Below are 13,817 nucleotides of genomic sequence, written 5' to 3' on the forward strand. Positions count from 1 at the left end.
TCACGGGTGCCAACAGCTGCAAGATTCGCTACCGGTGCAGGCCGCCCGAGACTAAAATGCGCCATAGGCCGATCGGCCGAGTTCCTTCCACTATGGAGGCGAAAAATGTTGGGTGAATCCTTGGTCCATACGACCTTGCCAGCGCTGGATCTGGAACGGGCGAAACAGTGGTATCAGGAGAAGCTGGGATTAAAGCCAGTCGAGGAAACCAGCGGCGGATTCCGTTATGAGGCTGCCGGCGGGTCCGGCTTCGTCCTGTACGCCACCCCCAACCCGGACCGCGGCGGGCACACGCAGATGGGATTCCAGGTGTCCGACCTGACCGCGGAGATGGCGGCGCTCCGGGGCAACGGGCTCGTGTTCGAGGAATACGACCGTCCTGGGTTCAAAACCGTCGACGGGGTTGCCGAGGTTGATGGCCGGCAAGCGGCATTCTTCAAAGACAGCGAAGGCAACATCATTGGGATCGTGCAGTCCGCCTGATCCGGAGGCGCGCGAGGGTGCGGCAGGGGCCGGAGGAGCCCGGGCACCTTGTCACAACCGACGCCGCATCGGTGTCGAGCCGCTCTTCCCGCCAGGCGGGAAGACTCGTGAAAGGTAAGGCCGCCATGACCGAGACACCCCGGGGATTCGACCCCAATGAACCAGCGACGGCCCGGCAGCCTGAAACCGCCGGCGCCTCCGGATACCCCGAGGATGGCCACCCTACGCAGCCTCCGGCCGACGGCGCCCCGATGGTCCCGGACCGGTCGCCGGCCACCGTCGGAACGCCGCGCCCGGCCAGGGCAGGCAGGACGGCCAGGGCAGACAGGACTGACAGCGCGGACAGGGCAGCACCGGCGCGCCGTGCCGGCGGAACAGAACCCCGCCAGGTCACCCGCGCGGGAATGGTCTGGGCCGCCGTCGCCAGCGCCCTGGTGGTGCTGATCCTGCTGATCGCGTTCATCCTGCAGAACCAGGACTATGTCCAGGTGAGGTTCTTTGGCCTGCAGGGAGCTGTAGCGCTCGGCGTCGCCCTGTTCATCGCGGCGGTCGGCGGGGGCGTGCTTGTCGCCATTGCCGGCGCCGCCCGCATCATCCAGCTCCGGCTCGCCGCCCACCGCCGGCGCGTCAGGCCCAAGGGACGCCGCTGAGGCATCGCCGTGCGGCCGCCACTCCGACGGGCTGGCGGCCAGGCGCGGTGCCCTGGGCCGTCGGCAAACCCTACGGCAGGGTCAGGATGACCGGTCCGTCCGCCGTGATCGCCACGGTGTGCTCGCTGTGGGCGGCGCGGCGGCCGTTCGCCGAGCGGAGGGTCCACTCGTCGTCGTCGTGGAAGTAGTCGTCCTGGCCGCCCAGGATCAGCATCGGCTCGATCGCGATGACCAGCCCCTCGGTCAGCTTGATGCCCCGGCCCGGCCTGCCGTCGTTGGGAACGTGCGGTTCGGCGTGCATGGTCTTGCCGATCCCGTGGCCGCCGTGGTCGGCGAGCAGCCCGTAGCCTGCGCGGCGTGACGCCCCGCCGATCGCGTAGCCCAGGTCCCCCATCTTGTTCCCGGTCCGGGCGGCGTCAATGCCCCGCGCCAGGGCGGCGTCCGTGGCATCGATCAGGGCCTGGTCCACCGGATCGGCCGCGCCCACGATGAAACTGACGGCCGCGTCCCCGCACCAGCCCTCGAGGAAGGCGCCGCAGTCGACGCTGAGCAGGTCGCCGTCCTGCAGCCGGTAATCGTTGGGAATGCCGTGCACCACGGCATCATTGACGCTCGTGCAGATCACACCGGGAAACGGCACGGAGGCCCAGCGCGGCTTGTAGTTCAGGAACGCCGGGGTCGCTCCGGCACCGGCGATCGTCGCCGCGGCCACCGAATCCAGTTCCTTCAGGGACACTCCGACGGCGGCGGCTTCCCGGACCGTCGCCAGCGTGTTCGCCACCACCCGGCCGGCTTCGCGCATCAGGGCAATCTCGGCGGGACTCTTGATCATCGACATGGCTTCAACTCTAGAGCCACCGGGAACTCGAGAGCCACGGTGGCCGTGGCTAAAGTGGGCTCATGGCCAACGCTGAACTGACCGACGCCATCCGCTCCCGGCTGCGGGCCGCCGCCGATCCCGTCCGGGCCGCCGGGGCGCAGGCCTACATGAAATCGGAGATGCCTTCCCTCGGCGTGCGGGTGCCGGAAGTCCGCCGGATCGTCAAGGCCGCCGCCGCGGAGCTGCCGCCCGGCCCCCTTGGGGAGCTGAAATCGACGGTGCTGGAACTGTGGCGCGGCGCGAGCTGGCGTGAGGAACGGTATGCCGCCATCGACCTGACCGGGCTCAGGCTGGCCGCCGGCGAGCTCAGCATGTTGCCGGTGTACGAGGAAATCATCCGCAGCGGGGCGTGGTGGGATCTCGTGGACGGGGTTTCCCACCGGCTGTGCGCCCTGCTGCAGGCACACCGGGAAGACCTCACCCCGGTGCTCCGCCGCTGGAGTACGGACGAGGACTTCTGGATCCGGCGGGCGTCGATCACGGCGCAGCTGGGCGCGAAAGCCGCGACCGACGCCGCCCTGCTCCGGGACGTCATCGAGGCGAACCTGGTAGACCGGGAATTCTTCATCCGGAAGGCGATCGGCTGGGCGCTGCGCGACTACTCCGGAACGGAACCGGACTGGGTCCGAACGTTCGTTGAGCGGCACGGGCAGGAGCTCAGCGCACTCTCGCGCAAGGAAGCCCTCCGGAACCTGCCCTGAGGTAAGTTGCCGGCGGATTAGATGACGGGCCGGGTGGTGACAGGTTCCTCCTGCTTGCTGAACAGCATCTTGGTCTTCGGGTCCAGGAAGATCAGGTACAGGGCAAAGAGCAGCGCGATGATGGCCGCGGCGTTGCGTGCCAGTGCGAGGGCCAGTCCCAGGTCAGCGGTCTGCAGGTACGGGAAGACTTCCAGCTGGTCCGAGATCGCGTACACCATGAAGAAGGACACGATGAAGTACAGTGCCTTGACCTGCCAGTCATCCCGGATGCCGGTGACGGCAAACAGCGGAATGAGCCAGACGACATACCAGGACTGGATCATCGGGGCCAGGACGACGACGGCGGCGAACGCCAGCGTGAGCCGGCGCATCAGGCGGTCGTGGTCCCCGCGGAAGATCTGCCAGGCGACGATCCCGAGCGCAAGCAGTTTGCCGGCGTCGTACACCCACTTGGCCAGCCCCCAGCCATCGAGCCCGACAGCGTTGAAGATGGAGGCGACGACGAGGCCGAGCAGGCCGATCGGGGCGTACCAGATCCAGATGCTGCCCGGCGCGGACAGTCCGTTGATCCAGCCGAAGCCGAAGCCGTTGACCAGGCTCATGGCGTAGAGCAGCGCCAGGCTGATCCCGGCCGTGAGTCCCCAGAAGACGACCTTCCGCGGCCAGCTGGCGTTCTTACCCGCCCACAGCAGGCCGATGAACGGCAGGAAGACGATGGTGATCGGCTTGACCGAGATGGACAGCGTCACGAGGACCAGTCCGAAGATGACCCGTCGGGTGGCGCAGTAGTAGAGGCCTGCGAGGGCCAGGCCGATCATCAGGGCGTCGTTGTGGACGCTGGCGATGAAGTTGGTGAGGAACAGCGGGTTGGCGGCGGTCAACCACAGCGCACGGTGCGGGTTGACGCCATGAAGTTCCGCGAGCTTGGGCACGTAGATGATGCAGAGCACGATCCCGACCAGCGCCGCGAGCCGGAACAGCATGATGCTGGCTTCCGGGTGCACGTTCGTGGACCAGACGACGAACTGCTCGATCCAGAGGAAAAGCTGGCCGTACGGGACGGGCGCCTCGGTCCACATCCTGTCGGCACCGAGCTGGAAGTAGTTGGACAGCGCCGAGATGCCGTTTTCGTAGGGGTTGAAGCCCTCCACCATCAGGCGGCCCTGGCCGATGTAGGCGTACACGTCCCGGCTGAAGAGCGGCACGGAGAACATCAGGGGAAGCCCCCAGGCCACCACTGCCTGCAGCGTCGCCGTGCGGGCATCCGCCCCCCAGACGCGCACCCGCTGGCCCAGCCGCAGCCAGGCCCGGACCAGCAGCATCCCGCCGATGGCAAGGAGGACGATGCTCAGGGCGACGCCGACTGACTCCGTCCGCAGCCAGATGAACAGCGGAACCCTGCGGAGTTCGGAGGCCGGCGCGAGCCAGCCGACGCCGAGCGAACCGATCGCCATGAACACTGATCCGACGAATCCGGCCAGGAGGGGGGAACGGGCGTTGTCCACGTCGGCAACAGCTGCCGTTTGGGCGGTGCGGGACGTACCGGCGGCCGTTTTCCCCGCCGCAGGTACAGGCGCCGTCATCTCAGGATCGTCCAATCTCTTGTGGGGCTGAAATCCGCCCGCAGCCGGCCGTTTGAAATGGCCCGGGGCACGCCGCGATGACGAAAAAATTCGACGGCCGCGTACCCGAAATCCTAGCACCGGACGGCTCTACGGCGACGAAACGGTAGGCTGGGCGCGTGCCTATAACTAACGAACGCATCGTCTGGATCGACTGCGAAATGACCGGCCTGGACACCAGGAACGATGCCCTCATCGAGGTGGCCGCCCTGGTGACCGACTCCGAGCTCAACATCCTGGGGGACGGCGTCGACGTCGTCATCAAGCCGGACGACGCCGCGCTTGCCCAGATGAGCGACTTCGTGCGCGACATGCATACCCGCTCCGGGCTGCTGGAGGAGCTGCCGCACGGCAAGACGATGGCCGAAGCCCAGGCCATGGTGCTGGACTACATCAAGCAGTGGGTGCCGGACCCCAAGAAGGCGCCGCTGGGCGGCAACTCGGTGGGAACCGACCGCGTCTTCCTGGTCCGGGACATGCCGGAGCTGGTGGAACACCTGCATTACCGGGTCATCGACGTAAGCACCATCAAGGAGCTGTCCCGGCGCTGGTATGCGCGGTCCTACTTCCAGTCCCCCGCCAAGCTTGGCGGCCACCGCGCCCTCGGGGACATCCAGGATTCCATCGACGAGCTGCGCTACTACCGCGAGGCCGTCTTTGTTCCCGCCCCCGGACCGGACAGCGCCACCGCGCAGCGGATCGCCAGGAAGGTCATGGGAACGGCAGAATCAGCCGCCGCGGAGTAGCCCCGGAGTAATCTGCGCCACGTTTGACGGAAAATTTTGCCGAAAACCCCAAAAATGGCGAAAGCAGCCCCGAACAGCAGGTAAGCTATTTGTCGTTGCCTTTTCAGCCAGCCGGTTCGCCGGAGGGCATGGCCGGGCACATGGTGGGCGTAGCTCAGTTGGCAGAGCGCCTGGTTGTGGTCCAGGAGGTCGCGGGTTCAACCCCCGTCGCTCACCCTCATGAAGGACGGCAGAATTGTCCGACCTTAGACAAAGGCCGCACCGGATAACCGGTGCGGCCTTTGTCGTCTGTGCAGTTGTTTGCCTGTGCAGTTGTTTACTTGTGCAGTGGCATCCCAGGATCTGTCAACGGAAGGACCCGCAATGAGGCGCAAGCTCTTTGAAGAAGACCACGAGATGTTCCGGGAAATGGCCGCCGAATTCAACGCGCGCGCGGTCGCCCCGCACTACGCCCAGTGGGACAAGGACCACATGATGTCCCGGGAGCTGTGGACTGCGGCCGGCGAGCAGGGCCTGCTGGGCCTCGCGGTCCCGGAGGAATTCGGCGGCCTGGGCATGGACGACTACCGCTACCGGGCTGTACTCGACGAGGAATTCGCCAAGAGCAACCACCTCGCCGTGGGCCTGGCCTTCCACCTGCACGACGACATGGTCCTCCCCCATCTGCTGGCCTATGGTTCCGATGATCTCAAGGGCCGGTGGCTGCCCGGCATGGTGTCCGGCGAGATCATCACCTCCATCGCCTGGACCGAACCCGGCGCCGGCTCGGACCTGCGCGGCATCCGCACCAAGGCCGTGCGCGACGGCGGCGACTGGCTGATCAGCGGCCAGAAGACCTTCATCGGCAACGGCATTTCCGGCGACGCGTCCCTGGTCCTGGCCCGGACCGACGGCGGCACCGGACGGGGAAACCGCGACTCGTTCTCCCTGTTCATGGTCCAGAAGGGCGAGGGCTACAACACCGGCAAGCAGCTGGACAAGATGGGCCTCAAGGCCTCGGATACCGCGGAACTGTTCTTCGACAACGTCCGGGTCCCGCACGCGGATCTCGTGGGTGAGGAAGGCAAGGGCCTGCAGTACGCCGCCGAACAGCTCCCCCAGGGCCGGCTCGCCATCGCCACCGCCAGCTCCGCCGTCGTCCGCGCCATGTACGAGGCGACCGTCCGCTACACGAAGGAACGCAACGCCTTCGGTGAGCGGATCATCGACTTCCAGAACAGCCGCTTCGAGCTCGCCGATATCCTCACCGAGGTCGAGGTCACCGAAGCCTACGTCGACCAGGCGATCCTTGCCTTCAACGCCGGAGAACTCGACGCAGCTTCCGCCGCCCGCGCAAAGCTGTGGGCCTCCGAGCGCGCCAAGTCCATCACGGACCGCTGCCTCCAGCTGCACGGCGGGTACGGCTACATCCTGGAATACCCCGTGGCCCAGGCCTACCTCGCCGCCCGGCTGCTGACCATTTTCGGCGGCACCAACGAAATCATGCGCGACGTCGTCGGCCGCACCATCGCCGGCTGACGTTCCGGAAGCGACCAGCCAGCAAGCATTAGAGGAAAACACCTGAGATGACCGTTCTGCCAATCACGATCTGGGGCGAGCCCGTGCTGCACCGCCGGGCCGCGGAAGTCGCCGCCTTCGACGACGAACTCCGCACCCTGATCGCGGACATGTTCGAGACCAACGACGCCGCCAACGGCGTCGGTCTGGCTGCGCCCCAGGTCGGGGTGGGCAAGCGGCTCTTCGTGTACAGGTACGAGAACGACGACGGCGCGCCGCCATCCGGCGTCGTGGTCAACCCGGTGCTGACCCTCTCCAAGATCTCCGGCGCACTGCCGGACCCTGACGAGGAAGAAGAGGGCTGCCTGTCCTTTCCCGGCGGGCAGTACCCGCTGAAGCGCGCCGAGTGGGCCCGGGTGCAGGGCTTCGACGGCGACGGCAGACCGGTCGACTTCGAGGCAACAGGCTGGTTCGCCCGGCTGATCCAGCACGAGTACGACCACCTCGACGGCAAGCTGTATGTCAACCGGCTGATCGACCGCTACGCCCGCAAGGCCATGAAGCAGGCCAAGAAAAGCGGCTGGGGCGTCCCCGGGCTGATCTGGATGCCTGGCGTGGATCCGGACCCGTTCGGGCACTGAGAGCCGACGACGGCCGGCCAGCTAGCGCGGCCCTGCAGCTCCGTGGGTCTGAACCCCTTCACGACGAGCGGTCGACGGCGGCAAGAATCGCGGCGCCGAGCTCCGCCGGCCGGGTGAACTGGGGCCAGTGTCCCGTGGGCAGATCCACGTATTCGACGTCGCGGATCCTCCCGAGTTCAGCCACGTACGGGTGGCCCCCGGCGATCATTTCCGACAGCAGGGAGGACGGAAATTCGCAGGCGATGACGGTGGCCGGAACCTCGAAGCGGTGTTCATCCCTGAGCTGCTGCCGGTCCTGGGCTACGCCGCGAGGCTGCGGGATGGCGCGGGCGCGGAACATGGCCCGCAGCTCGTCGGTCAGGTCGACAAGGTCGTCGTCGTCGAACAGCTCCCACGGCGGCAGCGGAATTCCGTCGCCGTCGGCCGGCAGCTCGTCATTGATGAGACCGCCGTCGGCGAGCGGGCCGCTGTCCACGTAGATTGCCCGGGCCACCCGGTGCGGGCGGGCATCGACGGCGCCGTGGATGATGGCGCCGCCGCCGGAGTGGCCCACAAGGACCACAGGTGCATCGAAGGAATCGATCTTCGCCACGACGGCGTCGATGTGGGTGCGCAGGCCGATGCCGGCGCGCGGCGCATCGGCCGACTCCAGGCCCGGCAGCGTCAGCGGGTAGACCTTGTGCCCGGCCGCGGTGAGCGGCGGGGTGACCTCCTCCCACGACGAGGCGTCCAACCAGAATCCGGGTACGAGGATGATGTCCATGCCGGTACCCTACCGTTCGAGTACCAGCTCCACCACCTGATAGGGGTCCTCACCTGGGACGACGTTGTGCATGGTGAGGCGTCCGCCCCGGCCCTCCCCCGGGTGGATGTGGATCTGCCAGCCCCAGTCCGGGCCGGTCGGCGCCGCGTAGGAGCCGTTGAGCCGGAGGACACCGTCCCCGCCCACGGTCCCGGAGAACTGCATCAGTGCCCGGCCCGTGTGCCAGGAGTCCACCCACACGGCGGTGGCCGGCTCCGCGTCGGACGGTCCGCCGGCCAGGAGCAGCAGACCTTCCTGTGGGCTCTCACCGTCTGACCAGGTGTAGGCGGCGCTCGCGAAGTGCGCCGCGGTCACCCTCACTGTGGCGGTGGCCGCCGAGTCCTGTTAGTCGTCCGTCGGCATGATCCGGGAGCGGTTTTCTCCCTGCCAGGTGCCAAGCAACGGCGTAACGTATCTCACAATGTCCATGCTGCAGTCTACTGAGCAAGTCAATTGAGTACCGTCAACCCCGCTTCCCGGCCCCTCAGCGGACCCGGCGCGGAACGATCGTCTGTTGCTCAGGGCACGACGTGAGGATCCGTTTCATCGCCTCCTTCTCCGCCGGCGTGACCCACAGCCGGTAGGCCGCCTTGACCGAAATCTGCCGGGCGACGTAATGGCAGCGGATGGCCTTGTTCGGGGGCAGCCAGGTGGCGGCGTCGGACGCACTCTTGTCCTGGTTCGCCTGGCCGTCCACGGCGATGAGGTTCAGCGGATCATTCGCGAGGTGCTCGCGCTGCTGGGCCGTCAGCTGTTGCGCGCCTTTCTGCCAGGCGTCGCCAAGTGCCACGACATGGTCGATCTGCACGGCCTTGCTGCTCTCGGCGCCCCTGCGGAAGGCGATGAGCTGTCCGGTGTACGGTTCCTGCAATGTCCCGGCGGCCACCCGGCAGCGGGAGGCTTCGGTGAATTGAGCGTCCGGCAGGTCGCGGCGGAGGATGTCGTTGCGGGTATCGCAGCCGTTGCGGTCTACGTCCAGCCAGGCCTGGCCGAAGGCGGCGCGGTCGTAGTTGCCGCTCGCCGCCCGGCCCTTGACCGGCAGCGTGTCCAGCGCAGCAGCCGCAGCGCCCGGCGGAACAGGGTGCACGGAGTGCACGGCCGTCATCCAGCCCTTCGCCAGGACCGGCGCCTCGCTGGGTCCGGCGGCCGGCGGCTCCATGGCGGCGAACTGTCCGCTGGTGAAGAACCAGCCCAATCCACCGGCCAGAACGATAGCCACGGCGGCCAGCAGGGCCCAGGCCTGGCGGGACCGGCGTCGCGCCCGGCGGAAATCCGCCCAGGTGACCGTCATGACCCGGCGCGGTCATTGAGCTCCGGAGCGGTTCGTTCTGGCTGCACCCCAGAATCCTAGGGCAGACCCCCGACGCTCAGGGCGTTCTCCACAATGTGGAGGACAAGTGCCCTGCTAGTTCTCCTTCATCACCCGCACGAGGTCCTCGTTGGCCAGGTCCATCAGCTCCTCGAGCTGCTTGACCCTTGCGTCGTCGATCTCGCCGGCATTGTGCTTGGCGAGGGCATCATCAAGGAGACGCTTTGCTTCCTTGACGTTCCGGCGGGCGATATCCAGCGCGCGTTCCAGGGTGGTTTCGTGCTCCACAGCCGAGTTCTGTTCCATGGCTCCATTGTGGTTCCCTTTCCCGGCCGATTCCAGAGCATCGGCCGGGAAAGGAACAATAAGTCCCGGTCAGGGGCGTGCAGCGAAGCCGCCGGCGTCAGACGCCGGCAGGCAGACCGGCGGCGGCAAGGATCGAAGCCGCATCCTTGGCGGGGAACGACGGCGGGTTCACACCGGCCATTTCCTCCATGACGCGGACAACCTGGCAGCTGTAGCCGAACTCGTTGTCGTACCAGACGTAGACGACGAGGTTCTTGTCGTTGGAGATGGTGGCCAGTCCGTCGACGATGCCTGCCCGGCGGGAACCGACGAAGTCCGTGGAGACAACCTCAGGAGAATCGATGTAGTCGAGCTGCTTGCGCAGCCCCGAATGCAGCGACATTTCCCGCAGGTAGTCGTTGACCTCATCCTTGGTGGTGCCGTTTTCCAGGCTCAGGTTGAGGATGGCCAGGGACACGTCCGGGGTGGGGACGCGGATGGAGCTGCCCGTGAGCTTGCCGAGCAGTTCGGGCAGGGCCTTCGCAACGGCCTTGGCGGCACCGGTTTCGGTGATGACCATGTTCAGCGCGGCCGAGCGTCCGCGGCGGTCGCCCTTGTGGAAGTTGTCGATCAGGTTCTGGTCGTTGGTGAAGGAGTGGACAGTTTCCACGTGGCCGTGCACCACGCCGTAACGGTCGTTGATCGCCTTCAGGACCGGGGTGATGGCGTTGGTGGTGCAGGAAGCGGCCGAGACGATCCTGTCCGAGTCGGTGATGGTGCCCTGGTTGATGCCGTGCACGATGTTCTTCAGCTCGCCCTTGCCCGGAGCGGTGAGGAGCACGCGGGAGGCGCCTTTGCTCTGCAGGTGCTGGGACAGGCCCTCCGCGTCGCGCCAGCGTCCCGTGTTGTCGACGATGAGTGCGTCATGGATGCCGTAGGCGGTGTAGTCCACCGTGGCGGGGTTGTCCGAGTAAATGACTTGGATCTGGACGCCGTTGGCCGTGATGGTGTCGTTCTCGAGGTCCACCTTGATGGTGCCTTCGAAAGAGCCGTGGACGGAGTCTCGGCGCAGCAGGCTGGCGCGCTTGGCCAGGTCGTTGTCCGAACCGCGGCGGACCACGATCGCGCGCAGACGCAGGCCGTGCCCGCCGCCTGCCTTTTCGATCAGGAGGCGGGCCAGGAGCCGGCCGATGCGGCCGAATCCGTAGAGGACGACGTCGGTGCTGGTGCGGTCGTCGCCGCCGCGCTTCCCGACGACCTCGGCGAGTTCCTCGCGCAGGAACTCATCCAAGCTGACGCCATCGCCCTCGGCACGGTACTTCTCGGTGAGGCGGGCGATGTCGATAGCCGCCGCGCCGAGATCAAGCTTCGTCAGGGCGTCCAGCAGCGGGGCGGTCTCCTCGAGGCGGAGTTCTTCCTTGCTCATCCGGCGGGCGAAGCGGTGCGCCTTGAGGATATTCATGGTGGACTTGTTGATCAGGCTCCGACCATGGATGCTCGTCACCACGTTGTTCTCGCGGTACAGCCGGCCAATCACCGGGATCATGGCCTCGGCGAGCGCCTCGCGGCCCATCCACGTATCAAGACAAGAATCTGACGTCTGGCTCACAGAACTACCTTCCTAAAATCCACCACATACGTCCTCGTATGTGGAAGTCGGCCGCCGGAGGGTGTCCGGAACCTGGGTTTCGCCGGGGATTCGGTCCACCCCGGGCGCCTGCGTGTGGCGCAAAGAAAAACCACCGGCCGCAAACGCAGACCCGGTGGCAGAACTTCTACGTTCGCTATCCATTCTAAGTCGGCAACGCGGCGGCCGGTGCCCCGTTACGCGTGAAATCACTCACACGGGAAGGGCGCAACCCGCTACGCTGAGGCGATGGTCAAGCGTTGGGCCCTTTGGCTCGCGTTGCTGCTGTGTACCGGCTGCGCCGCGCAACAGCCGGCGGCAACGCCGTCGTCGTCCGCGGCTGCAGAGCCGACGCCGTCCGCCTCGTCGTCCTCCGCCCCAGCCTCTTCCGCCCCAGCCTCTTCCGCTAGGGACCAGGCCGCGGCCGGCTTCACGCTGGTGGCGCACCGCGGCGGCTCACTGGTGTATCCGGAATCGTCCGCGGAAGCCTTCGAAGCCGTCAGCAAGACGGCGTTCCCGATCGAGACGGATCTGCGGCCGCTGAGGGACGGGACCCTCGTGCCGCTGCATGACGACACCGTGGACCGGACCATGTCCGGCGTGACCGGCAGCCCGGCGGACATCACCCTGGAGCAATGGAAGGCGGCGCACATCAAGAACCCGCGGGGAGGCGCCGAGGGTTCTCCCACCACCTGGGAAGCCATGCTGGACGAGTACGGCGGACGCAGTGTCCTGGTGCCGGAAGTGAAGGATCCGGCTATCGACCTGGCAGCGTTTGCCGACTCGATCCTCAGGCGCGGCGTCCAGGACACAGTGATTGTCCAGTCGTTCAGCTACCCGGTTGCCCAGACCCTGGCCAAGTCCGGGCTGCAGGTCCTGTACCTGCTGCGCGAGGGCGAGGAGCCTGATCCGGCCGAGGTCCGCGCTGCCGGGATAGACCATGTGGGACCGAACAAAAGCATCAGGGCCGACTACCTGCGCAAGCTCAAGGATGCCGGGCTGACGGTGTGGCCCTATACGGTCAACGACGACGCCACCGCGTCCCGCCTGCGCAGCGACGGCGCCGACGGTGTCTTCACCGACGACCCCTGGGAGCTTTCGAAGCAGCTGCACCTGGGCTAGCCCTGCGGCGGTGGATGGATGGGTTGACCGATACGCCGGGTTCTGTGTTCCCGCGCTGTTACCGGCGCGGGAATAGCGGCCATCCATCTACGGACGCCGTTGCCGACGCCCTCCAGCAGCCTACCCGGACACTCGGGCGAGCAGCCCTCAAACGTGCCCTGTCTGGCCTTGCTCCGGGTGGGGTTTACCTAGCCTTCCCGGTCACCCGGGAAGCTGGTGGTCTCTTACACCACCGTTTCACCCTTACCTGCCCTGCCGCCTGTGCAGGCACACACGGCACGCAGGCGGTCTGTTCTCTGTGGCACTGGCCTGCGGGTTACCCCGAGTGGGCGTTACCCACCACCCTGCTCTGCGGAGCCCGGACGTTCCTCGAGCCACTTGCGTGACGCGCGGCCGCCTGGTCAACCCATCCGCTGTCCATTCTACTGGGACCGGGGACCGCTGATCGCCGGGGCTTGGGAGGACAGCCATGGTCCCGATTCCGGGGCCTTTTCCAAGCCGCGGTGGGACAATTGAACCAAGGTAAGCGACCTAGGGAAACTCCACAACGCAGGCACTTCAGGCAATCAGGAGGGGATCCGCATGGACCTCACCGGCATCGTCGTTCTCATCGTCGTCGTCGTGCTCGTGCTGACGCTGGCCCGGATGTCCATCCGGATTGTGCGCCAGTACGAGAAGGGCGTCCTCTTCCGGCTGGGCAGGGTCATCGGGGTGAGAATGCCCGGGCTGCGCTTCATCATTCCCGTGATCGACAAGCTCCAGCTCGTCAGCCTGCGGATCGTGACGATGCCGATCCAGTCGCAGGGCATCATCACCCAGGACAATGTGAGCGTCGATATCTCCGCGGTGGCGTACTACCGGGTGATCGACGCCGTGAAATCCGTGGTGGCGATCGAAAACGTGGCGGCGGCCATCAACCAGATCGCCCAGACCACGTTGCGGAAAGTTGTCGGCCGGCACAGCCTGGACCAGACGCTGTCCGAGACCGAGCGCATCAACAGCGATATCCGGGAAATCCTGGATGCCCTCACCCTGGAATGGGGCGTCCAAGTCACCCTGGTGGAGCTGAAGGACATCCAGCTCCCGGAGAGCATGAAGCGCGCCATGGCCCGCCAGGCGGAGGCTGAGCGGGAGAAGCGGGCGAAGATCATCGCCGCCGAGGGCGAGTCCATCGCCGCCGCCGCCCTCGGAGACGCCTCGGACACCATGATGGCCCACCCGCTTGCCCTGCAGCTGCGGAATCTGCAGTCCCTGGTGGAAATCGCGGTGGACAAGAATTCGACTGTAGTCTTCCCTGCACCCATGATGAGCACCATTGCAGAGCTCGCTGCTTTCCTGGCGCGCGAAAACAAGGCAGCCCAGGCGGCCCAAACCTCGGCATCTGCGTCCGCCACCCCGATTAAGGCGGCGTAGGAGGGTAGAACTACTCGTGTGCCGGGTAGCCTCCATGCC

General features: G+C 66.6%; 15 protein-coding genes, 1 tRNA gene and 1 other RNA gene. 9 read left to right on the forward strand and 8 right to left on the reverse strand.

Annotated features, from left to right (window positions below):
- Window positions 1-105 precede the first annotated feature (105 nt).
- Window positions 106-483, forward strand: a complete 378-nt coding sequence (locus ACQCSU_RS03590; protein WP_426978321.1) for a VOC family protein — start codon at window positions 106-108, stop codon at window positions 481-483.
- Window positions 484-608: 125 nt separating this feature from the next.
- The gene (locus ACQCSU_RS03595; protein ID WP_426978323.1) at window positions 609-1,133 is read left to right on the forward strand and encodes a LapA family protein; all 525 of its coding nucleotides are present in this window, start codon (window positions 609-611) and stop codon (window positions 1,131-1,133) included.
- Between the two features lie 70 nt (window positions 1,134-1,203).
- Here the strand turns inward: ACQCSU_RS03595 and map are convergent, their stop codons facing one another.
- Window positions 1,204-1,971, reverse strand: a complete 768-nt coding sequence (gene map / locus ACQCSU_RS03600) for a type I methionyl aminopeptidase (RefSeq protein WP_426978324.1) — start codon at window positions 1,969-1,971, stop codon at window positions 1,204-1,206.
- Between the two features lie 62 nt (window positions 1,972-2,033).
- On the opposite strand from map, the gene ACQCSU_RS03605 reads away from it, so the two are divergent.
- Entirely contained in the window at window positions 2,034-2,714 is a 681-nt protein-coding gene (locus ACQCSU_RS03605) for a DNA alkylation repair protein (RefSeq protein ID WP_426978325.1), read from the forward strand.
- Window positions 2,715-2,731: 17 nt separating this feature from the next.
- Here the strand turns inward: ACQCSU_RS03605 and mptB are convergent, their stop codons facing one another.
- Complete coding sequence (mptB, locus tag ACQCSU_RS03610) at window positions 2,732-4,297, reverse strand: polyprenol phosphomannose-dependent alpha 1,6 mannosyltransferase MptB (protein WP_426978326.1); 1,566 nt, start codon at window positions 4,295-4,297, stop codon at window positions 2,732-2,734.
- A 200-nt stretch (window positions 4,298-4,497) separates the two neighbouring features.
- Between mptB and orn the strand changes: the two genes are divergently transcribed.
- The 4 genes from orn (at window position 4,498) to def (ending at window position 7,220) form a co-directional block, all read left to right on the forward strand.
- Window positions 4,498-5,082 carry an oligoribonuclease gene (gene orn, locus ACQCSU_RS03615; RefSeq protein ID WP_426979705.1) on the forward strand — a complete coding sequence of 195 codons (585 nt, stop codon included), beginning with the start codon at window positions 4,498-4,500 and terminating at the stop codon, window positions 5,080-5,082.
- A 143-nt stretch (window positions 5,083-5,225) separates the two neighbouring features.
- A tRNA-His gene (locus ACQCSU_RS03620) sits at window positions 5,226-5,298 on the forward strand.
- Window positions 5,299-5,445: 147 nt separating this feature from the next.
- Window positions 5,446-6,600, forward strand: a complete 1,155-nt coding sequence (locus tag ACQCSU_RS03625; RefSeq protein ID WP_426978327.1) for an acyl-CoA dehydrogenase family protein — start codon at window positions 5,446-5,448, stop codon at window positions 6,598-6,600.
- Window positions 6,601-6,647: 47 nt separating this feature from the next.
- Window positions 6,648-7,220, forward strand: coding sequence for a peptide deformylase (gene def / locus ACQCSU_RS03630; RefSeq protein WP_426978328.1), 573 nt, complete (start codon window positions 6,648-6,650; stop codon window positions 7,218-7,220).
- A 58-nt stretch (window positions 7,221-7,278) separates the two neighbouring features.
- Here def and ACQCSU_RS03635 read toward each other — a convergent pair whose 3' ends face one another.
- The 5 genes from ACQCSU_RS03635 to ACQCSU_RS03655 all read right to left on the reverse strand — a co-directional run bounded on the left by ACQCSU_RS03635 (window position 7,279) and on the right by ACQCSU_RS03655 (window position 11,189).
- Entirely contained in the window at window positions 7,279-7,983 is a 705-nt protein-coding gene (locus ACQCSU_RS03635; protein ID WP_426978330.1) for an alpha/beta fold hydrolase, read from the reverse strand.
- Between the two features lie 9 nt (window positions 7,984-7,992).
- Window positions 7,993-8,337: a DUF1579 family protein gene (locus ACQCSU_RS03640; RefSeq protein WP_426978331.1), complete on the reverse strand. Its 345-nt coding sequence runs from the start codon at window positions 8,335-8,337 to the stop codon at window positions 7,993-7,995.
- 169 nt (window positions 8,338-8,506) lie between these two features.
- Window positions 8,507-9,313 (reverse strand): HNH endonuclease family protein, encoded by an 807-nt coding sequence (locus tag ACQCSU_RS03645; protein ID WP_426978332.1) that lies wholly within the window; start codon window positions 9,311-9,313, stop codon window positions 8,507-8,509.
- 114 nt (window positions 9,314-9,427) lie between these two features.
- Window positions 9,428-9,637: a hypothetical protein gene (locus ACQCSU_RS03650; protein ID WP_426978333.1), complete on the reverse strand. Its 210-nt coding sequence runs from the start codon at window positions 9,635-9,637 to the stop codon at window positions 9,428-9,430.
- Window positions 9,638-9,734: 97 nt separating this feature from the next.
- Complete coding sequence (locus tag ACQCSU_RS03655; protein ID WP_426978334.1) at window positions 9,735-11,189, reverse strand: glyceraldehyde-3-phosphate dehydrogenase; 1,455 nt, start codon at window positions 11,187-11,189, stop codon at window positions 9,735-9,737.
- Window positions 11,190-11,492: 303 nt separating this feature from the next.
- Here ACQCSU_RS03655 and ACQCSU_RS03660 point away from each other — a divergent pair, with 303 nt between their 5' ends.
- Complete coding sequence (locus tag ACQCSU_RS03660) at window positions 11,493-12,365, forward strand: glycerophosphodiester phosphodiesterase (RefSeq protein ID WP_426978335.1); 873 nt, start codon at window positions 11,493-11,495, stop codon at window positions 12,363-12,365.
- 15 nt (window positions 12,366-12,380) lie between these two features.
- Here the strand turns inward: ACQCSU_RS03660 and rnpB are convergent.
- An RNA gene (gene rnpB, locus ACQCSU_RS03665) (RNase P RNA component class A) lies at window positions 12,381-12,774 on the reverse strand.
- Window positions 12,775-12,947: 173 nt separating this feature from the next.
- Between rnpB and ACQCSU_RS03670 the strand changes: the two genes are divergently transcribed.
- Window positions 12,948-13,778, forward strand: a complete 831-nt coding sequence (locus ACQCSU_RS03670) for a slipin family protein (protein WP_426978336.1) — start codon at window positions 12,948-12,950, stop codon at window positions 13,776-13,778.
- Window positions 13,779-13,817 lie beyond the last annotated feature (39 nt).

It is taken from the genome of Pseudarthrobacter sp. O4 (assembly GCF_050157025.1).
Taxonomy (GTDB): domain Bacteria; phylum Actinomycetota; class Actinomycetes; order Actinomycetales; family Micrococcaceae; genus Arthrobacter.